This is a genomic window from Streptomyces sp. NPDC088124, from assembly GCF_040685895.1.
GTDB lineage: Bacteria > Actinomycetota > Actinomycetes > Streptomycetales > Streptomycetaceae > Streptomyces.
Genome location: NZ_JBFBJB010000009.1, coordinates 187,163 through 208,725, shown reverse-complemented (window position 1 = coordinate 208,725; position 21,563 = coordinate 187,163). Strand labels below are relative to the sequence as shown.

The window sequence follows — 21,563 nt, the reverse complement described above, 5'->3', positions numbered from 1 at the left end:
AGGAGGAGCCCGCCGACCACCTGCCGGCGCGTGCGTTCGGCCTGGACCACCACGTCGAGCAGCGGCGCCGGGTACTGCTGGACCGAGCCGGAGAGCGGCTCGGGGCGACGGGCGTTCGAGGGGCGGACAGGGCTCGGAGGGACGACGGCGGGGAACACCGTCGGTGGGCCGACGCCGTCAGTGGGCGCGGCCCGCGGTCCGGCGGCGTACGGTCCAGGCGCTTCCGGCCGTCGCGGCCACCACGAGCGCCGTGCCCGTGGCGAGTTCACCCGAGCCGACCCGGCCGACACTGCCGCCCAGACCGCCGCGTACTCCGGCGGGCGCGACGGTGGTGGCAGCCACCGTCGGTGCGCGGGTCGGAGCGCGGGTCGGTGCCCGGGTCGGCGCCCGGGGCGGGGCGCTCGCCGCCGTCGCGATGGTGAGGTTGGTACGGCCGGTCGTGCCGTTGCAGGTGAACGAGACCTGGTACACCGCGCCCCGCTTCGCGTCCCAGTCCACGGTGGCGGCGGCCGGGCGCCCCGAGGGGACGGTCACGGTGTCGAAGACGGCGGAGGACACGGTGGCGGAGGACGCGCAGTTGGTCACGCCGAGGGTCACCCTGCCGCCGGGGGCGACGGTGGAGGGGGTGACCGTGAAGCCGAACGGCGTGGTCCCGCCGTGCACGGCGGCCGCCGCGGTGGGCGCCGTCGGGGCGAGTGCGGCCACTCCCAGCAGAGCGGTGGTGGTGGCACGTATCGCGCGCATGATGAGCCTCCGGGTCCCCGAGGAGCAGCAGTGGAACCTCTTTCCACCCAAGCCGTACATGCGCCTCGATGCCGGAAACGCTAGGCGTGCCCTATCACGGCCGCGATCGCTGACGGGCGAACGGGGCACGGCCGTCCCCCGGGCGGACGACGGCCGTGCCCCACCCGCCGCCGGTCAGCCGCCGGTGCCCGGGAAGAGATCGAGGAAGGGGGCTGTGGTCGCCCCGATGCCGCGGCCGTACGGGGCGTCGAAGTCCCAGATGAGGAAGAGGAGGAAGGCGATCAGCACGCTGAAGACCCCCGCCAGCAGCAGTTCGCGGAACGAGCGGCGGATCCCCAGCACGAAGATCATTCCCACGGTGACCACGGCGCCGATGATGAGGCCGAACCAGACCACCCCCGGCATCGTGTCCCCCGCGTTCTGCCCGCGGGCGCCCCTGGCGTCGTCGGCGGCGGCCACCTGGTCGACCAGCGGCTGGTACGCCTGGCCCTCCAGGTCGGTCCGCGGCGCGTACTGGGAGACGTCGGTGCGCAGTCGGTCGAAGAGCTGGGTGCCCTTCGTACTGAGCGTTTCGTGCTCGGACATGTGCGGCCACTCGGTGCGCACGACGTACGAGACGTACGTGTCGACGTCGCCGCGGATCTGCTCGCGTACCGCCGTGGGGTAGACCTGAACGCGCTGCCGGATCTCGTGGAGCGCCTGGGCCTCCTGGCGTACGGACTCCTGGGCGGCGCCCCTGGCCTCCCAGACCCCGGCGATCGCGAGCCCGAGGACGATGGCGTAGACCACGCCGATCATCATCGTCATGTAGTCCATGACGCCGGGGGTCTCGCTGGGGTCGTCGTCCTCGTCGACGCCCCGGTTGTTGAAGATGACGATGGTGAGGACGACCGCGCAGGCGGCGGCCATCGCGATGCCCAGGACGAGCCAGTCCGACATGGGACCTCCGTGGATCAGCGGGAACGGGGGCGGGAGCGGGGTCGCAGGACGGCCGCGGCGAGCACGGCGGGGGCCGTGATCAGAAGCATCCGGACGACGGGCGAGCTGCCGCCGGGCGGCTGGGGACGAGTCGTCGGGTGGTAGGCGGGCAGGGCCACGGCGGTCGGGGTCGGCTTCGGCTTCGGACGTGGACTTGGGGAAGGCGACGGGGGCGGGGGCGGCTCCGGTGCGACCACCGCCGGCGCCGGAGCGACGGCCACCGGCCGGGGCCCGGGCGCCGCGGCGGGCGGCGGGGCCGGTGCCGGGCGGGGCGGCCGGGGCGTCGGCCGGACGACGGGCGGGGGAGGCGGCTTCGGTGTGACCACCACGGGCGGCGGTGGCGGTGGCGGTGGCGGCGGCGTCGGCCGAGGAGGCGGGGAGGGCGGTGGTGGAGAGGGCGGCGGCGGTGGTTTCGGCGGTGGCTCGGGTGGCGGCGGCGGTGGCGGCTTCGGCCGGCAGTCGCCGCTGCCCGCGACGGCCACCGCCCACCCCGTGCCGCCCTGACCGGCCGAGACGTAGGCGCAACTGTCCGCCGCGGCGGGCGCCGGGGCGGCGGCCGACAGCGAGATGAGAGCGGCGGCCGCGAGCAGCCGTCCGACGAGCGATCCATGCACGGGCAGGAGCTTGTTCCTCATCGGGCCCCGGCACGCCGGAAGTTGGTCGGATTCCCCCGGATAGGGGGTATTTGGCGGCGACGAGAACACGTCTCGAAAGTTTTTTCCGGCCGCGTTGAACAAGAGGGTGCATCCGCTCCGTACTTAGGACCATGAGCAGCGCACCTGAGCGCCTCAACTGTCCAATGGATAACGGGAGTTGACATGAACACCTGGCGGAACGCCTCGCTCGCGGCCACCGCGGCGGCCGTACTGGCCCTGACGACGGCGTGCGGTCAGGAACAGGGAACCAACACCAACGGACAGTCCGTCGGCGCCGCGAACCCGGCCGGCGCCGCGGGCAGCGGGAGCGGATACGAGGCGGCACCCGGCGCCGGTGTGCCCGGGGCCGCCGGGGCCGGGGCCGGTACGGCGGCCGCCGCCAAGCCCGCGGGGCAGCTCGCCGTGTGGGACAGCAAGAAGCTGGGCAAGGTCCTCACCGACAGCGAGGGCTTCACCCTCTACCGCTTCGACAAGGACACCCCGGAGCCGCCGAAGTCCAACTGCGAGGGCGACTGCGCCAAGACCTGGCCGGTCGTGACCGCGGGCGACGCCAAGGCCGCCGCCGGGACCGACGCCTCCCTGCTCGGCGAGATCACCAGGACCGACGGGACCAAGCAGCTCACCGTCGACGGCTGGCCGATGTACCGGTACGTCAAGGACACCAGCCCCGGTGACGCCAACGGCCAGAACGTGGGCGGCACCTGGTTCGCGTCCGCCCCCGACGGAAAGAAGGCGTCCCCGGCGGCCGCCGAGGGCGGCTCCGGTTCCGCCGAGGAGCCCTCGGGCGACCTCGCCGGCCTCTCGGTCCGCAAGGACCCGAAACTCGGCGACATCGTGGTGGACAAGAACGGCATGACGGTCTACCGGTTCACGAAGGACACCGCGTGGCCCATGAAGACCGCCTGCACCGACGCCTGCCTCGACAAGTGGCCGGTGGTCGCCCCCGTCGCCAAGAACGACGTCGACGGCGTCACCACGAAGGGCTTCGTCACCTTCGACCGGCCCGACGGAATCAAGCAGCAGACCCTCAACTGCTCGCCCCTCTACACCTTCGCCAACGACAAGAAGCCCGGTGACACCAACGGTCAGGGTGTCGGCGGCACCTGGTTCGCCGTCTCTCCCGACAATGAGCTGGTCGGAGCGTCCGAGTAGTCCCCACGCCGCGCTTCCGGCCCGATGGTCCGCCGCCGCACTCCTCGGTGTGGCGGCGGACCACGTGCACATGCCGACAGTATGTGACCAAGAACGGATCGTTAATTTCCGTTTGGGCTCGCTCTCTTGGCGGTCGATCAGTAGCCTCGGCTCGAACAACCGGCCGCTATCAGGCCGCACTCCGTGGCGACTTGTTGGAGACATCGATGGAGCGTCCCGCCTGGGCCCCGCAGGGCATCGACCTTTCGGTGCCGAGCGTTTCCCGTATGTATGACTACTATCTGGGCGGTTCGCACAATTTCGAGGTGGACCGGGAGGCCGCTCGCCGGGCGATGGAGTTCATGCCGGGACTTCCCAAGATCATGAAAGCGAACCGCGCGTTCATGCGCCGCTCGGTGGAATTCGCCTCGGCGCAGGGCATCAGCCAGTTCCTCGACATCGGATCGGGCATTCCGGCCTTCGGTAATGTGCATGAGGTCGCCACCGCGCTCGACCCGGACGCCACCGTGCTCTATGTCGATCACGACCCGGTCGCCGTGGCCCACAGCAGGGCCGTTCTCGAAGGCAATGCCAACGCCGCCGTCGTGAACGCCGACCTCCGCGAGCCCGGCAAGATCCTGCGCAGCCCGGAGGCGGCGGCACTGCTCGACCTGGAGCGGCCCGTGGCGGTGCTGCTCAACTTCGTCCTCCACTTCGTCGAGGACAAGGACCAGCCCTACCGGGCGGTGGCCGAACTGCGGGACGCGCTCGCCCCCGGCAGCCTCCTCACCATCACCCACGCCTCGTACGACGGCGTCCCGGTTCCCCAGGAGGACACGGAAGCCTCCGTCGCCGTCTACTCGGACATCCGCAATCCGCTGGTGATGCGCTCCCGCGAGCAGATAGCCCGGTTCTTCGACGGCTTCGAACTGGTCGAGCCCGGCGTGGTCTCCATGCCCGACTGGCGCCCCGCCGGCCCCGCCGACCAGGAGGATCCGTACGCCTATTCGGGCTTCGCCGGAGTGGGACGTACGGCGTGAGCGTGCCGGAGGGGGCCGCGGGCCCGGCGGACCCGGACGGCCTGGAGGACCGGCTCAGACGGTTCGCGACGATCTGGAGCCGGGCGGTCTTCCCGGCGACGGCCACACCCCTCACGCGCGCCGAGTTCGAGGAGTGCCTGCTGCCGCTGGCCCGCCTGCTGCGCGACGCCCTGCACGCGCGCTCCTTCGACACCACGCCCGGGGGAACGGTCGGCGCCGGCCTGGTCGCCGCGCACTGCACCGACCCCGAGGCCCTGAACCGTACGCTCGGCGTCATCGACTCGTACCTGATCCTCTACTGCGGTACGGACGAACTCCCCGCGGAGGACAGCCGCGCCCGGTGCGCCCGCCTCCAGCACACGCTGGCCGCCGCGTACGCCCAGGCGCTGCGCGAGCGCACCCTCGCCGAGCAGGAGGCCATCGCGCGCTCCGCCCTCGCGGCGCGCAGCGACGCGGAGGACGCGCTCCACGCCACCCAGACCCGCTTCCACGCGGTGTTCGAGGGCGCGGCCATCGGCATCGGCATCGGCGACCTCGACGGCAACGTACTGGAGGTCAACGACACCCTCACCCAGATGTTCGGCGGGCTCGAACACCATGTCCGCAGCCGGAACATCAGCGAATGGGTCCACCCCGAGGACTCGCCCCACGTGTGGCGGATGTACGGCGAACTGGTGCGCGGTGAACGCGAACATTTCCGGGTCGAGAAGGCGTTCTACCGCAACGACGGCACCGTGCTCTGGACCAATCTGACGCTCTCGCTGCTCCGGGACGCCGAAGGCGCCCCGCAGTACCAGCTCGCGCTGATGGAGGACACCACCGAGCGGCGGCTCCTCAATCTGCGGCTGCGGTACGAGGCCACTCATGACGCGCTGACCGGACTGCCCAACCGGACGCTGTTCTTCGAGCGGCTGGAGAAGACGCTCTCCGCGGGCGACGACGCGCGCTTCGGCCTCTGCTACCTCGATCTCGACGGCTTCAAGGCCATCAACGACAGCCTCGGCCACTCCTCCGGCGACCGGCTGCTGGTCGAGGTCGCGGACCGGCTCCAGTCGTGCGCCACCGCGCAGGGCGAGATGGTGGCCAGGATCGGCGGTGACGAGTTCGTGGCGCTGACCACCGGGCCCGGCACCGAGGGCAAGGTGACCGACCTCGCCGACCGGATCCTCAACGTGCTGAGCACGCCGGTCCGGCTGGAGGGCCGGGAGTTCACCGTGCGCGGCTCCATCGGCATCGTGGAGGGTCCGTCCGCCGGGCGGAGCCCCGCCGAGGTGCTGCGCAGCGCGGACATCACGATGTACCGGGCCAAGGCGGCGGGCGGCAACCGCTACGAGCTGGCCGATCCGGAGGCCGACGCCCGCGCCATCACCCGGCACGGGCTGACCACGGCGCTGCCGACGGCCCTGGAGCGCGGCGAGTTCTTCATCGAGTACCAGCCGCTGGTCGATCTCGACGACGGCACCGTGCACGGCGCGGAGGCGCTGGTGCGCTGGTCCCACCCGCAGCACGGCGTGCTCGGCCCCGACCGGTTCATCCCGCTCGCCGAGCACACCGGGCTGATCGTGCCCCTCGGCCGCTGGGTGCTGGAACAGTCCGTACGGCAGGCCCGGTTCTGGCAGCAGGAACTGCCGGAGGGCGCGCTCGGCGGACCGCTGCGGATCAATGTGAACCTCTCCCCGGCCCAGCTCCACCACCCCGGACTCGTCGCCGACACGGTCGAGGTGCTGGAACGGATCGGGCTCCCGCCGGGCTCGCTCTGCCTGGAGGTCACGGAGTCGGCGCTGATCGGCGCCGACGAGGATCTGCTCAAGCCGCTGCGCCAACTCGCGGAGATGGGTGTGGACATCGCGCTCGACGACTTCGGCACCGGCTACTCGAACCTGGCGAACCTGCGCAGGCTGCCGGTGAGCGTGCTCAAGCTGGATCGTTCCTTCACCCAGGGAATGCAGCAGCATCCCGCCGATCCGGTCGATCTGAAGATCGTCGAGGGGATCGTCTCCCTGGCGCACAGCCTGGAGCTGGCCGTGACGGTGGAGGGCGTGGAGACCGGGGCGCAGGCGGAGCAGCTGCGCCGGCTGGGCTGCGACACGGCACAGGGCTGGTACTACGCCAGACCGGGGCCGCCCGAGCAGCTGCACACGCTGTCGCTGGCGGACGCCGTCTGACCGGAGCGGTCCGCCACCGGGGCGGGCGCCGCCGGCCTCAGGGGGCTGTCGTCGCCCGCCCCGTCGGCCTCAGAGGCCTGTCGTCGCCCGCCCCGCTGTCGCGCCGGTCGTGCCCTGGGTGGCGAGCAGCACCTTCTGGAGCTCGCGGGCGGCGCGCGGCGGGGCGACATCGCTGCGGTGGGCGAGCGCGATCGTACGGCGCAGCCCCGGCCTGGCCAGGGCCGTGACCCGCAGGTCGTGCGCCCGTACCGCCACCATGCTCGGCACCACCGCCAGGCCGAGCCCGGCCCGTACGAAACCGAGCACGGCGTCCATCTCACCGCCCTCCACGGTGAACGACGGCTCGAACCCGGCGGCCCTGCAGGCGGCCACGGTCAGCTCGCGCAGGTCGTAGCCGTGCCGGAACATCACCAGCGGCCGGCCCTCCAGATCCGCGATCCGCACCGGACTGCCGGGGGCCGGGAGGCTCGGCGAGGAGACCACCACCAGGTCCTCGTGGAGCAGCTCGACCGTGGTGAGCGCGGGGGACGCGGCCGGGAGCGGCATCACCACCAGCGCCAGGTCGAGCGCCCCGCGCGCCAGCTCCCGTACCAGATCGTGCGAACCGCTCTCCTCGATCAGCAGCTCGATGCCCGGATGAAGGTCGTGGAAGGCGCGCAGCACCTCGGGGAGCAGCCCCGTGCACAGACTCGGCGGCGCGCCCAGCCTGACCCGGCCGCGCCGCAGCTGCGCCAGCTCCTGGACCTCGACCCGCGCGGTCTCGGCGTCGGCGAGGATCCGCCGGGCCAGCGGCAGCAGCGCCTCGCCCGCGTCGGTGAGAGCGACATTGCCCCGGGCGCGGCTCAGCAGCTCGGCGCCGAGCTCCTTCTCCAGCGCCCTGATCTGCTGCGAGAGCGACGGCTGCGAGACATGCACCCGCTCGGCGGCGCGGGTGAAGTGCCGGGTCTCGGCGACGGCCACGAAATACACCAACTGCTGGAACTGCATACCCCCAGGATACGACCGCGATAGCCGCAGGCTATGGAGATCAGCCGGACCATGTCTTGGACCTCTCGGGTGCGGCGGCCTAGCGTCATGAACATGGCTCTGGCAACGCGGACGGACGGAACGGAGAAGACGGGCGGGACGGGCAAACGGCCGTCCATGACCCGCACTCTCTGGCGATCGACGGTGGGGAAGAAAGCGGTCATGGCCGTGAGCGGCCTGATCATGCTCGGCTATCTCGTCGCGCACATGCTCGGCAACCTCAAGATCTTCTTCGGGGCGTCCGAGTACAACGGATACGCCCACTGGCTGCGCACCATGGGCGAGCCGCTGCTGCACTACGAATGGGCCCTGTGGCTCGTACGGATCGTCCTCGTCGCCGCCGTCGTCCTGCACGGGGTCTGCGCCTACCAGCTCAGCCGCCGCGACATCGCGGCGCGCCCGAACCGCTACGTCCACCGGCGGCCGCGCGCGAGCTACGCGACCCGCACCATGCGCTGGGGCGGGATCATCCTCGCCCTGTTCATCGTCTGGCACATCCTCGACCTGACGACCGGCACCGCGCACCCCGGCGGCTTCCAGCCGGGCCACCCGTACCAGAACGTCGTGGACACCTTCTCCACCTGGTACGGCAACACGGTCTACCTCGTCGCGATGATCGCCCTCGGACTCCATGTCCGGCACGGCTTCTGGAGCGCCGCGGGGACCCTCGGAGTGGGCAGCGCCACCCGCGACCGCGTCCTGAAGACCACCGCCAACACCCTCGCGCTGGCGCTGACCGCCGGCTTCGTCGCCGTACCCGTCGCCGTCATGACCGGAGTGGTGAGCTGACATGAACGAACCGACCCGCTACGCCGAATACACCACCGGTGCACCGCTCACCGACACCAAGGCACCGGACGGACCCGTCGCCGAACGGTGGAACCGGCGCCGCTTCGAGGCGAAACTCGTCAACCCCGCCAACCGCCGCAAACACACCGTGATCGTCGTCGGCACCGGCCTCGCGGGCGGCGCCGCGGGCGCCACCCTCGCCGAACAGGGCTACCACGTCGTCCAGTTCTGCTACCAGGACTCCCCGCGCCGCGCCCACTCCATCGCCGCCCAGGGCGGCATCAACGCCGCGAAGAACTACCGCAACGACGGCGACTCCGTCCAGCGGCTCTTCTACGACACCGTCAAGGGCGGGGACTTCCGCGCCCGCGAGTCCAACGTGCACCGGCTCGCCGAGGTCTCCGTCGAGATCATCGACCAGTGTGTCGCCCAGGGCGTGCCGTTCGCCCGGGAGTACGGCGGGCTCCTCGACACCCGCTCCTTCGGCGGCGTCCAGGTCTCCCGTACGTTCTACGCCCGCGGCCAGACGGGCCAGCAACTCCTGCTCGGCGCCTACCAGGCGCTCTCCCGGCAGATCGCCGCCGGAGCCGTCGAGATGCACGCCCGCACCGAGATGCTCGACCTGCTCGTCATCGACGGACGGGCCCGCGGCATCGTCGCCCGCGATCTGATCACCGGCGAGATCACCCCGTACTTCGCCGACGCGGTGGTCCTCGCCTCCGGCGGCTACGGCAACGTCTTCTACCTGTCCACCAACGCCAAGAACAGCAACGCCACCGCCGTGTGGCGGGCCCACCGGCGCGGCGCCCACTTCGCCAACCCCTGCTTCACCCAGATCCACCCCACCTGCATCCCGCGCTCCGGCGACCACCAGTCGAAACTGACCCTGATGAGCGAGTCGCTGCGCAACGACGGCCGGATCTGGGTGCCCGTGGCGCGCGGCGACACCCGCCCGCCCGCCGAGATCCCCGAGGACGAACGCGACTACTACCTGGAGCGGATCTACCCGTCCTTCGGCAATCTCGTCCCCCGCGACATCGCCTCGCGCGCCGCGAAGAACGTCTGCGACGAGGGGCGCGGCGTCGGCCCCGGCGGCCAGGGCGTCTACCTCGACTTCGCCGACGCCGTCGCCCGGCTCGGCCGCAAGGCCGTCGAGGAGAAGTACGGCAACCTCTTCGAGATGTACGAGCGGATCACCGCCGAGAACCCGTACGAGGTCCCGATGCGGATCTACCCGGCGATCCACTACACGATGGGCGGGCTCTGGGTCGACTACGACCTCCAGACCACCGTGCCGGGGCTCTTCGCGATCGGCGAGGCCAACTTCTCCGACCACGGCGCCAACCGGCTCGGTGCCTCCGCCCTGATGCAGGGGCTCGCGGACGGCTACTTCGTCCTGCCGTCCACCATCAACGACTACCTCGCCCGCCACCCGCGCCACGAGGCGCTCGACGGCTCCCACCCCGAGGTCGCCGAGGCCGTCGCCGACACCGAGGACCGGCTGCGGCTGCTGCTCGCCGTCGACGGCGACCGCACGCCCGACTCGTTCCACAAGGAGATCGGCGAACTCCTGTGGGAGCACTGCGGGATGGCCCGCACCGAGAGCGGGCTGCGCAAGGCGCTCGACCGGATTCCGCAGATCCGCGAGGAGTTCTGGCGCCGGATCAAGGTGCCCGGCACCGGCGAACAGCTCAACCAGGCGCTGGAGAAGGCCAACCGCGTCGTCGACTACCTGGAACTCGCCGAGCTGATGTGCCTCGACGCCCTGCACCGCACCGAGTCCTGCGGCGGACACTTCCGCGAGGAGTCGCAGACCGAGGGCGGCGAGGCGGCCCGCCGGGACGAGGAGTTCTCGTACGTGGCCGCCTGGGAATACCGGGGGTCCGGGGGGCGTCCCCCGGGAGAGCACAGCCGGGGCACCGGCAGCGCACCCGTCCTGCACAAGGAAGACCTCGTCTTCGAGTACGTCCACCCCACCCAGCGGAGCTACGCATGAGGCTCACCCTGCGCGTCTGGCGCCAGCCGGACGCCGACACCCCCGGCGCCATGGTCACCTACGGCATCGACGGCATCTCCGAGGACATGTCCTTCCTGGAGATGCTCGACACCCTCAACGAGGAGCTGATCCTCCGGGGCGACGAGCCGGTCGCCTTCGACCACGACTGCCGCGAGGGCATCTGCGGCGCCTGCGGTGTCGTCATCAACGGCGACGCCCACGGGCCCGAACGCACCACCACCTGCCAGCTCCACATGCGCCACTTCGCCGACGGCGACACCATCGACGTCGAGCCCTGGCGGGCCGGTGCCTTCCCCGTCGTCAAGGACCTGGTCGTGGACCGCTCCGCCTTCGACCGGATCATCGGGGCGGGCGGCTACATCACCGCTCCCACCGGCGCCGCCCCCGAGGCCCACGCCACCCCGGTGCCCAAACCCGACGCCGACTCCGCCTTCGAACACGCCGAGTGCATCGGCTGCGGCGCCTGCGTCGCGGCCTGCCCCAACGGGTCCGCGATGCTCTTCACCTCCGCCAAGGTCAACCACCTCAACGTGCTGCCGCAGGGCGCGCCCGAACGCGAGACCCGCGTCCTCGACATGGTCGCCACGATGGACGACGAGGGCTTCGGCGGCTGCACCCTCGCGGGGGAGTGCGCCACCGCCTGCCCGAAGGGGATTCCGCTGCCGTCCATCGCGGCCATGAACAGGGAGTGGCTGCGGGCGACCCGCAAAGCGGGCCGCTGACGCACGATTCCGGCCGCCGCCCGGGCCGGGGGTGGGCCGGGCGGTGGGCGGCCTCCGCCGGTCGGACCACGGCGGCGTGCGGCCCCATCCCGGCTCACGCACCCTGAAGACCTGGACCGGGAGCCGGACCGGTAGCGGGACCGGGAACGAGGTGCGGGGCATGGGACTCGGGAGGCGGGCGCTGCTGCTCGGTTCCGGTGGGCTGCTGGCCTGGGCCGCCGGGTGCTCCGTGGCCGCGCGGACCGGAGCCGGTCCGGCGTCCTCGCCCGTACCGCTGCCGACGACCACCCCGTGGCGGCCCGACCGCGCCGACGTGGACCCCGCCGTCAAGCTGCGCGCCGTCCAGGTCGTGGAGGCGATCGGCGCCTGGCCCGCCGGGCAGGGCGGCGCCGCGGCGGCGAAGCGGCGGGTGGCCGCGCTGGGCGCCGCGCCATCGCTCGTGGACGAGGCGGGGCCGCTGCTGCCGACCGCCGACGTGGCCGTGCTCCGGGTGGTCGACGCGCAGTACGGCGGGATCCTCGCCGACTCGGCCAGCGTGCTGGTGGTCTGCCGGCAGTGGACCCCGCGACACGCGACCGGCACGAGCGGCACGACCGTCGATGTTCGGCTGAGCCGGGCCCGGCCGCGCTGGGAGGTCACCGCGCTCCACCCGGCCAGGCCCGGCGCGGCGGCGCCGTCGCTCCCCGATGCCGCGCGCGGGGTGCTGGCGGAGCGCCGGATCACGCTGCCGCCCGCGGCGGCGGCCGATGTCCGCAGCGGGCATGTCCACGAGAGCGTGCTGCGGGCGCTGCTCCGGCTGGCGGGCACCTACCGGATGTACGTGAGCGTGATCCGCTCCGGCCACCCGCTGTACGTCTTCGGCACCGACCGGCCCAGCGACCATCCGCGCGGCCGGGCCTTCGACGTCTGGCAGATCGACGGCCACGCGGTCGTGGACCCGGCCACCTCGCGCCGGCTCGTGGAGAGGTTCATGCGGGACGCGGCGGCGGCCGGGTCGTACAACGTGGGCGGCCCGGTCCGGCTCTCCGGCGGCGCCGCGGGGCAGTTCTTCACCGACGCGACCCACCACGACCACGTGCACGCGGGGTTCACCGGCTGAGCGTCGGCGTCTGAGCGTCGGCCGTATGTCCCGGCCCGTGTCCGCCGGGCGTTCACTCCCCGTCGTCGAGGCGGAAGCCGACCTTCAGGCCGACCTGGTAGTGCTCGATGTCCCCGTCGACGATGTGGCCGCGTACTTGCGTCACCTCGAACCAGTCCAGTCCGCGCAGGGTCTGGGCCGCGCGGCTGACACCGTTGCGGATGGCGTCGTCGATGCCCTCGTGCGAGGTGCCGACGATCTCGGTGACCCGGTAGGTGTGGTGCGACATGGGGCCGATCTCCTCTGCAGGTTTCACTCACGCCTTCACACGTCGCGGGGCCCGCGGCGTCACTCCACCGTGCCTCAGCCCGCCGCTGCCCGCGAGGCCACGGCCGTGTCCGCGGCTCTCTGGGAGAGTGGTGCGAGTATCCGTACGTCCATTCGGAGGATGACTCACCTCATGCGCTTGCTGCTGATCCGCCACGGCCAGACACCGTCCAATCTCGCCGGGCTCCTGGACACCGCGGCGCCCGGTCCCGGGCTCACCGCGACGGGGGAGCGGCAGGCCGCCGCGCTCCCCGCGGCGCTGGCGGACGAGGATATCGGCGCGCTGTACGTCTCGACCCTGATCCGGACGCGGCTCACGGCGGCGCCGCTGGCCGCCGCGCGCGGTCTGGAGCCGCGGGTCAGGGACGGGATCAGGGAGCTGACGGCCGGGGAACTGGAGATGCGGGGCGACGAGGAGTCGGTCAGGCGCTATCTGACCACCGCGTTCGCCTGGTCCGCGGGCGACACGGAGCTGCGGATGCCGGGCGGCGAGAGCGGGGCCGAGGCGCTGGCCCGGTTCGACGCGGTGGTGGCCGAGGCGGCCGCGACGGACGCCGGTACGGTGGCGCTGGTCAGCCATGGCGCGGCGATCCGGATGTGGACCGCCGCCCGGGCGGAGAACGTGGACGTGGCCTTCGCCGCCGCCCATGCCCTGGACAACACCGGCGTCGTGGTCCTGGAGGGCGCCACCGGGCCGGCGGCGACCGGGTGGAAGGCGCTGACCTGGGCAGGGACACCGGTCGTCGCGCGCGGCGACGAGCCGGTGAACGGCGGCCCCGCCGGACGCGCCCTGTAGAAAGCTCCCGGACGAGCCTGCGCGGGCACGCGCGGGCCTGCGCCGGGCCCGCGCCGGGTCCGCGCGGGGCCCGTGTCGGATCCGCGCGGGGCCCGTGTCGGATCCGCGCGGGGCCCGTGTCGGATCCGTTCGGCGCGGACCCCGGCATTCAACCGCCTCACATCCGCGCTCCGCCGTGTGGTCATGTCAAATCCAGCCGGTCACGGAAGAAACGAGGTGCCGGGTCCACGTCCCCGCGACGGACCCGGCGGCCTGCCTCCCCTACGGCACAGGAGTCCGCCATGTCCGCCCCCGCTCCCGCCACCGTCCCCGTGCTCTCCGGCGCCCCGCTCCGCGCCCCGGCCCCCGCGCCGCTCGCCGCCCCGGGCCCCGCCGCCGGCACGGAACCGCGCTACCTCGTCCAGCTCGCCCGCACCGAGGAGGACGTGCGGGCCGCCCAGCGCCTGCGCCACCTCGTCTTCGCCGGGGAGATGGGCGCCCGCCTCGACGGGCCCGAGCCCGGTCTCGACACCGACGCGTTCGACGCGTACTGCGACCACCTGCTGGTACGGGAGGAGACCACCGGCGAGGTCGTCGGCACGTACCGGCTGCTGCCGCCCGAGCGGGCCCGGGCCGCCGGGCGGATGTACTCGGACAGCGAGTTCGACCTCGCCCGGCTCGCCCCGATCCGCCACGACCTGGTCGAGGTGGGCCGCTCCTGCGTCCACCCCCTGCACCGCACCGGCGGCGTCATCGCCCTGATCTGGGCCGGGCTCGCCCGCTACATGACCACCACCGGACACAACTGGCTGGCGGGCTGCTGCTCGGTGCCGCTCGCGGACGGCGGCGCGCTCGCCGCCTCCACCTGGAACCGCGTCAAGGACAAGCACCTCGCGCCCGAGGAGTACTGGGTCACCCCGCACCGGCTCTGGACCCCGGAGCCCGGCGCCGCGGCCGCCGCCCCCGCCGAACTGCCCCCGCTGCTCCGCGGCTATCTGCGGCTCGGCGCCTGGGTGTGCGGAGCGCCCGCGCACGACCCGGAGTTCGGTGTCGCCGACCTGTACGTCCTGCTGTCGATGCGCCGCACCAACCCGCGCTACCTGCGGCACTTCCTCTCCCTCGCGCCCGCTCCCGTCGCATGAGCGCCTGGCTGCCCACCGCGCCCTGCACCCCGCGCGACTGCTCGCGCCACGCCGGCCCGGCGGCCGGCCCGGTGGCCGGGGCGGTCCGGCTGCTGCGGGGCATCCCGCTCGTCCTGTGCGGCGCGCTGCTCGCCCCGCTCCTCGCCCCGCTGGCCCCGGGCGTACGCGACCGGCTCACCCGGAGCTGGTCCCGCGCCGTACTGCGCGCCTTCGGCCTGCGCGTCACGGTGCGTGGCGCGCCGGGATCCGGCCCGGCGGACGCGCTCGCCTCGCGCGGCGCCGGCGTGCTGGTCGTCGCCAACCACATCTCCTGGCTGGACATCCCGCTCCTCGCCGTCGTCTTCCCCGGACGGATGCTGGCCAAGAGCGAGATCCGGCGCTGGCCCGTGCTGGGCGCGCTGGCCGCCCGGGGCGGCACACTCTTCGTGGAACGCGAGCGGCTGCGCGCGCTGCCCGACGCCGTACGCACCCTCTCCGCCGCCCTCCGGGCCGGCTCACGGGTGATCGCCTTTCCCGAGGCGTGCACCTGGTGCGGCCGGGAACAGGGCCGGTTCACCTCCGCCGTCTTCCAGGCCGCCGTGGACGCGGGCGCCGAGGTCCGGCCCGTACGGATCACCTACCGCGCACCGGACGGGACGTCCTCGGGCGCGCCCGCCTTCGTCGGGGACGACACCCTGCCCGCGTCCCTGTGGCGGGTCGTGGCGGCCGGCGGTCTCACGGCGGAACTCACCCTCCTGCCGCCGATCCCGGCCGGCCCTCGCACCGACCGCCGCGCGCTGGCCCGTACGGCGCGCCACGCCATCGCGCACGGCACCCCCGGGCACGACGGCACTCCCAGGCACGACGGCACCCCCGGGCACGGCGGCGAGCCGTGCCCGGGGGCCGATGCCGGTCCGCGCCGGCCCCCTCGGCCCGCTCAGACAGCTGTCGCGTGCGTCAGCGCGAACCGGCCCGCCTCATCGGTCCACCAGTGCGTCAACTCCATCCGCGCAGCGGCCAGTTCGGACCGCACCCGGTCCTGACGGAATTTGGCCGACACCTCCGTCCTCACCTCCTCACCCGGGGCGAAGTGCACCACCAGATCCAGCTCAGGGATCTTCACGGTGAGCGCGGAGCGCGCCCGCAGCCGCATCTCGATCCATTCGTTCTCCGCGTCCCAGAGCGCCACGTGGTCGAAGGCGTCCGGGGCGAAGTCGGCGCCCAGCTCGCGGTTGATGACGGTCAGCACGTTCTTGTTGAACGCGGCCGTCACACCGGCCGCGTCGTCGTACGCCCGTACCAGGACCGACTCGTCCTTCACCAGGTCCGTGCCGAGGAGCAGCGCGTCACCGGGGGCCAGCAGCCCGCGTACCGAGGCGAGGAACGCCGCGCGCTCGGCGGGCAGCAGATTGCCGATCGTGCCGCCGAGGAACGCGACCAGCCGGGGCCCCGGGGTGCCCGGCAGCACCATGCCGCCGGTGAAGTCCGCGACGATCGCGTGCACTTCGAGCCCGGGACGGTCGGCGAGCAGCGACGTCGCGGCCCCGCGCAACGCGCTCTCGCTGACATCGACCGGCACGTAACTGGCCAGCTCCGGCAGCGAGTCCAGCAGCAGACGGGTCTTCTCGGACGACCCCGACCCGAGCTCGATCAGGGTGCGCGCGCCCGTCGCCGCCGCGATCTCCGGCGCGCGGGCGAGCAGGATCTCCCGCTCGGCGCGGGTCGGATAGTACTCGGGCAGGGTGGTGATCTCCTCGAACAGTTCGCTGCCGCGGGCGTCGTAGAACCACTTGGGCGGCAGTGTCTTGGGCGTACGGGTCAGCCCGTGGAGCACATCGGCGCGCAGCGCGGCGTCCGTGGCGTGCTCGGGCAGCGTGCGGGTCAGCAGGAACCGGCTCACGCGGGTAGCTCCTTGAGAGGGGACAGCAGAACATCGCCGCGGCTCGCCACGAGCAGCGTGCGGTCGGGGACCTCGCGCCAGCGCGGATCGTCGTCGTACGGCTCCGACGCCACCAGCACCGGCGCGTCATGCGTCCCGGGGCGGTACCAGAGCGTGTCGCCCCAGGCCGTCCCGGCGATCCGCACCCCGTCGGTGAGCAGCAGGTTGAGCCGGGACGCGGGCGCCGCCCGTGCCACGTCGGCGACCGTCTCGGCCAGCGCCCGGCCGGGGTCGTCGCCCGCCCGCAGCCGGTGCAGCACCAGCGCCCACACCAGCGCCGAGTCACTGCGCGCCACCAGCGAGAGCAGCTCCTCCGCGGGCAGCGCCGCGGCCAGGTCCGCGACCGATCCCGGCCAGCCGCCCACCGAGCCGTTGTGGCTGAACAGCCAGGGCCCGGCGGCGAACGGCGCCGCCGCCGCCTCCCCGTCGGCGCCGGGCAGCGTCGCGTCCCGTACGGCGGCCAGCAGCGCGCCGGTACGGATCACCCGGGCCAGATCGGCGAAGCCGGGGTCGCCCCAGATGGGCGCCGCGCGGCGGTAGCGCGCGGGCACCGGGTCGCCCTCCGCGTACCAGCCGACGCCGAAACCGTCGGCGTTGACCGTGCCGTTGCGCTGTCTGCGCGGGGCCCACGACTGCCGCAGCAGCGCGTGCGGCGGCTCGACGAGCACCGACCCGAGCGTCATCGGCGGTCCGAGGGCCGCGATGTGCCGGCACATCAGGAGACCCCGGCGGCACGCCCGGCGCGCGCCTCGTGCTCGGCCGGGGCGGACCGCGCCGTGCGGAACCCCGAGAAGATCTGGCGGCGCACCGGCAGGTCCCAGTTGCGGAACGTACCGCGGCAGGCCACCGGGTCCACCGCGAACGAACCGCCCCGCAGCACCTTGTGCGCGCCGCCGAAGAACACCTCCGAGTACTCGCGGTACGGGAAGGCGGCGAAGCCCGGGTAGGGCAGGAAGTCGCTCGACGTCCACTCCCACACGTCCCCGATCAACTGCCGTACGCCCAGCGGCGAGGCGCCCGCCGGATAGCTCCCGGCCGGGGCCGGCCGGAGATGGCGCTGGCCGAGGTTGGCGTGGGCCTCGGTGGGCTCGCCGTCACCCCAGGGATGGCGCAGCGACCGTCCCGAGACGGGGTCGTGGCGCGCGGCCTTCTCCCACTCCTCCTCGCTCGGCAGCCGCCGGCCCGCCCAGCGGGCGTACGCGTCGGCCTCGTACCAGCTCACGTGGAGGACCGGCTCGTCCGCCGGGACCGGCTCCACCACCGAGAACCGGCGGCGCAGCCACTGCCCTCCCTCGCGCCGCCAGAACAGCGGGGCGCCGATGGAGTGTTCCCTGATCTGCGCCCAGCCCTCCGGCGCCCACCAGCGCTCCTCGGTGTAGCCGCCGTCCTCGATGAACCGCTGGTAGTCGCCGTTGGTCACCGGCACCGTGTCGATCCAGAACGCAGGGACGAGCCGCTGGTGGGCCGGCCGCTCGTTGTCCAGCGCCCACGGCTCGGTGGACGTGCCCATGGTGAAGGGGCCGCCGGGCACCAGGACCTCGGCGGGCAGCCCCGTGGTGTCCCCGGCCGGCGGCGGGGGCGCGGTCAGCGCGGCCGGCCCCTTCCGCAGCTGGTGGGTGATGAGCATCGTCTCGTCGTGCTGCTGCTCGTGCTGCGCGATCATCCCGAAGGCGAACCCCGCGTCGAGCAGCGGTCCGCCGCGCAGCGGGATGCGCTCGATGATGTCCAGGACCCGGCCCCGTACGTCGGCGGCGTACGCCCGCGCCTCGGTGGGCGGCAGCAGCGGCAGGGTGGGCCGGGCGGCCCGGGGATGCTCGAACGCGTCGTAGACGGAGTCGATCTCGGGGCGCAGGGCCTCGCGGCCCCCGACGGTCCGCAGGAGCCACTGCTCCTCCTGGTTGCCGATGTGCGCGAGGTCCCACACCAGCGGGGACATCAGCGGTGAGTGCTGTGCGGTCAGGTCGTGGTCGTCGACGCAGGAGGTCAGCAGGGCGGTGCGGGCCCGGGCCGCCGTCAGGGAGTCGACGGCGCGCTGTCTGAGCCGCTCCTCGGTGGACAGGCCGGCGAGGTCGGTCATGTGCGGGGGTCCTTCCGTGTCACGGGGGCGCGCAGATCGTCGGCCGGACACCGCCCCGGCAGGACGTAGCGGTCGGTGAACGCGGCGACCGCCTCCTGTACGGCGGGTGTCGCGCCGACGCGCGGCAGCGCTTCCCGGGCGGTGGCGAAGCAGGCGATCGCCGCCGCGTGCAGCTCGGGGTCGGCCAGGCCGTACCGCGCGGCGTTGACCCAGAGCGGATTGGCCGGGGCGGGCAGCGGGCCCGCGGTCTCGGCGAGCGGTTTGACGGTGCGGTACACGGTCTCCGCCGCCTCGGGGTCGTCGAACAGCGCGGTGGTGACGGCGAGCGGCACCAGCCAGCCGTCCTCGCCGGGCTGCGCGTCGATCATCCGCAGTTCGAGATGACCGCGCGGTCTGACCGGCGGGAAAAGCGTCGTGAGGTGGTAGTCGAGGTCGGCGCGGACCGGCGGGCGCGGCAGCCCGGAGCGGATCCACTGGCGGAAGGTCAGCCCCTCGGGCACGGCCCAGGGCCCCTCTGCCGCCCGGACGCACATCACCGGCGCGTCCAGCGCGAACGCGGCCCAGGCGTCGCGCGGGGGGAGCGCGGCGGACGGCGCGCTGGTACGGAGCGGGTCGAGCCGGGCCCACATGGCCTGCCGGGTGGAGCGCCACCCGGTCGCCACGCCCTCCCGCATCGGGGAGTTCGCGAAGGCGGCGACGAGCACCGCGCCCAGCAGGTGGGCGAGCTGCCAGCGACGGCCGTGGCCGAGCGGCCCCGGCTCCTCGTGTCCCGCGTCCAGACAGACCTGGATCGAGGCGGTGGACCGCATCATGGCGCGGCCGGCCGGGCCGATCCGGTCGAGATAGGTCTCCATGGCGTCGTAGCGGGGTTCCCGCAGCATCCGCTGCGGCGAGTTCCAGGGGTCCTGCCCCAGGCCCGCGAGGACGAGTCCCGCCGAGCGCAGGACCGGACGCACGGCGTCCAGGTCGGCGGCGGTGGAGGCGACGCACTCCGTCAGGGACGCGGCGGGCGCGGAGCTGAGCTCCACCTGGCCGCCGGGTTCGAAGGTGAGTGCCGATCGCAGGTGCAGGTCCCGCAGCCCTTCGAACGCCTCCTGGAGGCGGTGGGCCGGGACGGGGATCTCGGGATCGCGCAGATCGTGGACGAGCCATTCCAGTTCGACGCCCACGGTGCGGGGCGGGCCCGTCTTGAAGCAGATGCCGCGCAGCAGGTCCTCGGCGTCGTCCTCGCCGAGCGGTGGTCCCTCGTCGGTGAAACTGTCGGGTGGCATGTGCGGATCCTCCTGTCGAAGACCGCGTGACCTCACTCGGCCCCGGGGTCGGGGTGAGCGTTTCGTCCAGCGCCCCGGGGCCGGGGCGAGCACTTCGTCCAACCTAAAGCCACTCTCGCCGCTTCGCACAAGAGTGCCCGCGCGCTTGCTTTTTCGTCAGAAACGCGGTTGCCCCGTCGGAGATCGTTCACGCAGGATTTCCCCATGAGCGCACGGCTGCGGGGTATCGCGAAGGAAACCGAGGAGATCGTCCGAACGGGGGTCTACCGTGCTCCGGACGGCCGTGAGGTGGTCCTGCGCGCGGAGCTGGACGCGGCCCTCGCGGGCACACGGATGTACGGCCCCGGCCCCGTCGGCCCCGCGGGCCCCTCCTCCGGGGCGGCGGTTTCCGGCCGTACGGAGCACGGCGGACCGCTCGTCGAGGTCACCGGCGAGAGCAGCCTGGAGGCGGCGCGCCGGCTGACGGCCGCGGACCCCGCGGCGCCGGTGGCGGTCCTGAACTTCGCGTCCGCGCGGAACCCGGGCGGCGGCTACCTGAACGGCGCGCAGGCGCAGGAGGAGGCGCTCTGCCGGGCCTCCGCGCTCTACGCCACGCTGCGGGCGGCGCCGGAGTTCTACGCCCACCACCGCGCCGACCGGGACCCGTTCTACACCGACCGGGTCATCCACTCACCGGGGGTGCCGGTCTTCCGCGACGACCGGGGGCGGCTGCTCGACACGCCGTACCGGGTGGGTTTCCTCACCTCGCCCGCGCCGAACGCCGGGGTGATCGCGCGGCGCGCCCCCGAGGACGCCCACCGTGTCCCGGCGGCCCTCGCGGCCCGCGCGGAGCGGGTCCTGGAGACGGCCGTGGAGTGCGGCTACCGGCGGCTGGTGCTGGGGGCCTGGGGATGCGGGGTCTTCCAGAACGACCCGGCGGTGGTCGCGGGCGCCTTCCGGGCGCTGCTCATGGGCGGGGGCCGGTTCGCGGGCGCCTTCGACGAGACGGTCTTCGCGGTGCTGGACCGTACGGCGGAAGGGCCGACGCTCGGGGCGTTCCGGCGGGTGCTGGCACACACCGCCCCGTAGGGGCCGCCGATACGGCCGACGGCGACGGTGCCGGCGCTGGCCGCGGCGACGTCACCCCCGGCCGTACGCTCCTCACTTCCAGCCGTACAGCTCCTTCAGCCGGTTCACGACGAGGTTGAACCGCCCCCGGTCCAGGGCGCACGCCTCACGCCGCATCCCCTCGTCATGGACCCGGAGCACCCGGTCCACGTCCACCCACGACTCGCGCCCCTCGCGGTCCCACGGCCCGACCCCGATCGGCACCCACTCGCGGTCCTGGTCACGGCGCTTGCTGGAGAGCTGAACGGCGAGCAGGGTGCCCGCCGCCTCGCGCGCCACCACCAGCACCGGCCGGTCCTTGCCGCGCCCGTCGTTCTCCTCGAACGGCACCCAGGTCCAGACGATCTCCCCCGGGTCGGGGTCGCCGTCGCGCTCGGGCGCGTACGAGGTGCGGACGGGGCCGACGGCGCGCGGGTCGGCCTCGGTCGTGGCGGCGGGGCCGCCGCGGCCGGGGGAATCGGGGAAGGCGGAGGACGTGGGCGAAGAGGAGATCATTTGTACGACGGTAGGGCCTGGCCCGTCGCGGCCTTCGGGCGGGTCGCCGTTGTGGACGGCACGCCGCGCGTGGGGAGAGGCGTACGCGGTGGCAGCGGCGGGCGG

At 73.4% G+C, this 21,563-nt stretch carries 21 protein-coding genes; 12 read left to right on the top strand and 9 right to left on the bottom strand.

Annotation, left to right across the window (positions count from 1 at the left end; genetic code table 11):
• Positions 1-177: 177 nt before the first annotated feature.
• Positions 178-744: a hypothetical protein gene (locus AB0P17_RS10395; protein WP_365809429.1), complete on the bottom strand. Its 567-nt coding sequence runs from the start codon at positions 742-744 to the stop codon at positions 178-180.
• A gap of 174 nt (positions 745-918) precedes the next feature.
• Positions 919-1,683 (bottom strand): hypothetical protein, encoded by a 765-nt coding sequence (locus tag AB0P17_RS10390; RefSeq protein WP_365809427.1) that lies wholly within the window; start codon positions 1,681-1,683, stop codon positions 919-921.
• Between the two features lie 357 nt (positions 1,684-2,040).
• Here AB0P17_RS10390 and AB0P17_RS10385 point away from each other — a divergent pair, with 357 nt between their 5' ends.
• The 4 genes from AB0P17_RS10385 to AB0P17_RS10370 all read left to right on the top strand — a co-directional run bounded on the left by AB0P17_RS10385 (position 2,041) and on the right by AB0P17_RS10370 (position 6,714).
• On the top strand, positions 2,041-2,226 hold the full coding sequence (locus AB0P17_RS10385) for a hypothetical protein (RefSeq protein ID WP_365809425.1): 186 nt from the start codon (positions 2,041-2,043) through the stop codon (positions 2,224-2,226).
• Positions 2,227-2,540: 314 nt separating this feature from the next.
• The gene (locus tag AB0P17_RS10380) at positions 2,541-3,530 is read left to right on the top strand and encodes an SCO0930 family lipoprotein (protein WP_365809424.1); all 990 of its coding nucleotides are present in this window, start codon (positions 2,541-2,543) and stop codon (positions 3,528-3,530) included.
• 206 nt (positions 3,531-3,736) lie between these two features.
• Complete coding sequence (locus AB0P17_RS10375) at positions 3,737-4,549, top strand: SAM-dependent methyltransferase (protein ID WP_365809422.1); 813 nt, start codon at positions 3,737-3,739, stop codon at positions 4,547-4,549.
• A complete protein-coding gene (locus AB0P17_RS10370) occupies positions 4,546-6,714 on the top strand; it encodes an EAL domain-containing protein (protein WP_365809420.1) in 2,169 nt (722 codons plus the stop codon). Before AB0P17_RS10375 ends, AB0P17_RS10370 begins: the two co-directional genes overlap by 4 nt.
• A 69-nt stretch (positions 6,715-6,783) precedes the next feature.
• Here the strand turns inward: AB0P17_RS10370 and AB0P17_RS10365 are convergent, their stop codons facing one another.
• Entirely contained in the window at positions 6,784-7,701 is a 918-nt protein-coding gene (locus AB0P17_RS10365) for a LysR substrate-binding domain-containing protein (RefSeq protein WP_365809419.1), read from the bottom strand.
• 93 nt (positions 7,702-7,794) lie between these two features.
• Here AB0P17_RS10365 and AB0P17_RS10360 point away from each other — a divergent pair, with 93 nt between their 5' ends.
• From AB0P17_RS10360 to AB0P17_RS10345, 4 genes are all read left to right on the top strand, one after another.
• Positions 7,795-8,529 carry a succinate dehydrogenase gene (locus AB0P17_RS10360; RefSeq protein WP_365809417.1) on the top strand — a complete coding sequence of 245 codons (735 nt, stop codon included), beginning with the start codon at positions 7,795-7,797 and terminating at the stop codon, positions 8,527-8,529.
• 1 nt (position 8,530) lies between these two features.
• Positions 8,531-10,525, top strand: a complete 1,995-nt coding sequence (locus AB0P17_RS10355; protein ID WP_365809415.1) for a fumarate reductase/succinate dehydrogenase flavoprotein subunit — start codon at positions 8,531-8,533, stop codon at positions 10,523-10,525.
• The gene (locus tag AB0P17_RS10350) at positions 10,522-11,268 is read left to right on the top strand and encodes a succinate dehydrogenase/fumarate reductase iron-sulfur subunit (RefSeq protein ID WP_365809413.1); all 747 of its coding nucleotides are present in this window, start codon (positions 10,522-10,524) and stop codon (positions 11,266-11,268) included. The genes AB0P17_RS10355 and AB0P17_RS10350 overlap by 4 nt, the downstream gene beginning before the upstream one ends.
• Positions 11,269-11,428: 160 nt before the next feature.
• Positions 11,429-12,367 carry a hypothetical protein gene (locus tag AB0P17_RS10345; RefSeq protein ID WP_365809411.1) on the top strand — a complete coding sequence of 313 codons (939 nt, stop codon included), beginning with the start codon at positions 11,429-11,431 and terminating at the stop codon, positions 12,365-12,367.
• Between the two features lie 52 nt (positions 12,368-12,419).
• Here AB0P17_RS10345 and AB0P17_RS10340 read toward each other — a convergent pair whose 3' ends face one another.
• A complete protein-coding gene (locus tag AB0P17_RS10340; RefSeq protein WP_365809409.1) occupies positions 12,420-12,635 on the bottom strand; it encodes a dodecin in 216 nt (71 codons plus the stop codon).
• 171 nt (positions 12,636-12,806) lie between these two features.
• Between AB0P17_RS10340 and AB0P17_RS10335 the strand changes: the two genes are divergently transcribed.
• The 3 genes from AB0P17_RS10335 to AB0P17_RS10325 all read left to right on the top strand — a co-directional run bounded on the left by AB0P17_RS10335 (position 12,807) and on the right by AB0P17_RS10325 (position 15,612).
• Positions 12,807-13,469: a histidine phosphatase family protein gene (locus AB0P17_RS10335; RefSeq protein WP_365809407.1), complete on the top strand. Its 663-nt coding sequence runs from the start codon at positions 12,807-12,809 to the stop codon at positions 13,467-13,469.
• 281 nt (positions 13,470-13,750) lie between these two features.
• Positions 13,751-14,590, top strand: coding sequence for a GNAT family N-acyltransferase (locus tag AB0P17_RS10330; protein ID WP_365809406.1), 840 nt, complete (start codon positions 13,751-13,753; stop codon positions 14,588-14,590).
• Positions 14,587-15,612, top strand: coding sequence for a lysophospholipid acyltransferase family protein (locus AB0P17_RS10325; RefSeq protein WP_365809405.1), 1,026 nt, complete (start codon positions 14,587-14,589; stop codon positions 15,610-15,612). Before AB0P17_RS10330 ends, AB0P17_RS10325 begins: the two co-directional genes overlap by 4 nt.
• Here AB0P17_RS10325 and egtD read toward each other — a convergent pair.
• Genes egtD through egtA form a run of 4 tightly spaced genes read right to left on the bottom strand, consistent with a single transcriptional unit; the run spans position 15,507 to position 19,856 of the window.
• Positions 15,507-16,469, bottom strand: coding sequence for an L-histidine N(alpha)-methyltransferase (gene egtD, locus AB0P17_RS10320; protein WP_365809404.1), 963 nt, complete (start codon positions 16,467-16,469; stop codon positions 15,507-15,509). The genes AB0P17_RS10325 and egtD overlap by 106 nt on opposite strands.
• Positions 16,466-17,224, bottom strand: a complete 759-nt coding sequence (egtC, locus tag AB0P17_RS10315; protein ID WP_365809403.1) for an ergothioneine biosynthesis protein EgtC — start codon at positions 17,222-17,224, stop codon at positions 16,466-16,468. Before egtC ends, egtD begins: the two co-directional genes overlap by 4 nt.
• On the bottom strand, positions 17,224-18,585 hold the full coding sequence (egtB, locus tag AB0P17_RS10310) for an ergothioneine biosynthesis protein EgtB (RefSeq protein WP_365809401.1): 1,362 nt from the start codon (positions 18,583-18,585) through the stop codon (positions 17,224-17,226). The genes egtC and egtB overlap by 1 nt, the downstream gene beginning before the upstream one ends.
• Positions 18,582-19,856, bottom strand: a complete 1,275-nt coding sequence (gene egtA, locus AB0P17_RS10305) for an ergothioneine biosynthesis glutamate--cysteine ligase EgtA (protein ID WP_365809399.1) — start codon at positions 19,854-19,856, stop codon at positions 18,582-18,584. The genes egtB and egtA overlap by 4 nt, the downstream gene beginning before the upstream one ends.
• Before the next feature lie 204 nt (positions 19,857-20,060).
• Between egtA and AB0P17_RS10300 the strand changes: the two genes are divergently transcribed.
• On the top strand, positions 20,061-20,924 hold the full coding sequence (locus AB0P17_RS10300) for a TIGR02452 family protein (RefSeq protein WP_365809398.1): 864 nt from the start codon (positions 20,061-20,063) through the stop codon (positions 20,922-20,924).
• A gap of 72 nt (positions 20,925-20,996) precedes the next feature.
• Here AB0P17_RS10300 and AB0P17_RS10295 read toward each other — a convergent pair whose 3' ends face one another.
• Positions 20,997-21,458 (bottom strand): type II toxin-antitoxin system PemK/MazF family toxin, encoded by a 462-nt coding sequence (locus tag AB0P17_RS10295; protein WP_365809397.1) that lies wholly within the window; start codon positions 21,456-21,458, stop codon positions 20,997-20,999.
• Between the last annotated feature and the right edge of the window lie 105 nt (positions 21,459-21,563).

Excerpts from the sequence above, each read along its gene's own strand:
- AB0P17_RS10395 (WP_365809429.1), bottom strand. The coding sequence starts at position 744 with ATGCGCGCGATACGTGCCACCACCACCGCTCTGCTGGGAGTGGCCGCA.
- AB0P17_RS10390 (WP_365809427.1), bottom strand. The coding sequence starts at position 1,683 with ATGTCGGACTGGCTCGTCCTGGGCATCGCGATGGCCGCCGCCTGCGCG.
- AB0P17_RS10380 (WP_365809424.1), top strand. The coding sequence starts at position 2,541 with ATGAACACCTGGCGGAACGCCTCGCTCGCGGCCACCGCGGCGGCCGTA.
- AB0P17_RS10375 (WP_365809422.1), top strand. The coding sequence starts at position 3,737 with ATGGAGCGTCCCGCCTGGGCCCCGCAGGGCATCGACCTTTCGGTGCCG.
- AB0P17_RS10365 (WP_365809419.1), bottom strand. The coding sequence starts at position 7,701 with ATGCAGTTCCAGCAGTTGGTGTATTTCGTGGCCGTCGCCGAGACCCGG.
- AB0P17_RS10360 (WP_365809417.1), top strand. The coding sequence starts at position 7,795 with ATGGCTCTGGCAACGCGGACGGACGGAACGGAGAAGACGGGCGGGACG.
- AB0P17_RS10355 (WP_365809415.1), top strand. The coding sequence starts at position 8,531 with ATGAACGAACCGACCCGCTACGCCGAATACACCACCGGTGCACCGCTC.
- AB0P17_RS10350 (WP_365809413.1), top strand. The coding sequence starts at position 10,522 with ATGAGGCTCACCCTGCGCGTCTGGCGCCAGCCGGACGCCGACACCCCC.
- AB0P17_RS10345 (WP_365809411.1), top strand. The coding sequence starts at position 11,429 with ATGGGACTCGGGAGGCGGGCGCTGCTGCTCGGTTCCGGTGGGCTGCTG.
- AB0P17_RS10340 (WP_365809409.1), bottom strand. The coding sequence starts at position 12,635 with ATGTCGCACCACACCTACCGGGTCACCGAGATCGTCGGCACCTCGCAC.
- AB0P17_RS10335 (WP_365809407.1), top strand. The coding sequence starts at position 12,807 with ATGCGCTTGCTGCTGATCCGCCACGGCCAGACACCGTCCAATCTCGCC.
- AB0P17_RS10330 (WP_365809406.1), top strand. The coding sequence starts at position 13,751 with ATGTCCGCCCCCGCTCCCGCCACCGTCCCCGTGCTCTCCGGCGCCCCG.
- AB0P17_RS10325 (WP_365809405.1), top strand. The coding sequence starts at position 14,587 with ATGAGCGCCTGGCTGCCCACCGCGCCCTGCACCCCGCGCGACTGCTCG.
- egtC (WP_365809403.1), bottom strand. The coding sequence starts at position 17,224 with ATGTGCCGGCACATCGCGGCCCTCGGACCGCCGATGACGCTCGGGTCG.
- egtB (WP_365809401.1), bottom strand. The coding sequence starts at position 18,585 with ATGACCGACCTCGCCGGCCTGTCCACCGAGGAGCGGCTCAGACAGCGC.
- egtA (WP_365809399.1), bottom strand. The coding sequence starts at position 19,856 with ATGCCACCCGACAGTTTCACCGACGAGGGACCACCGCTCGGCGAGGAC.
- AB0P17_RS10300 (WP_365809398.1), top strand. The coding sequence starts at position 20,061 with ATGAGCGCACGGCTGCGGGGTATCGCGAAGGAAACCGAGGAGATCGTC.
- AB0P17_RS10295 (WP_365809397.1), bottom strand. The coding sequence starts at position 21,458 with ATGATCTCCTCTTCGCCCACGTCCTCCGCCTTCCCCGATTCCCCCGGC.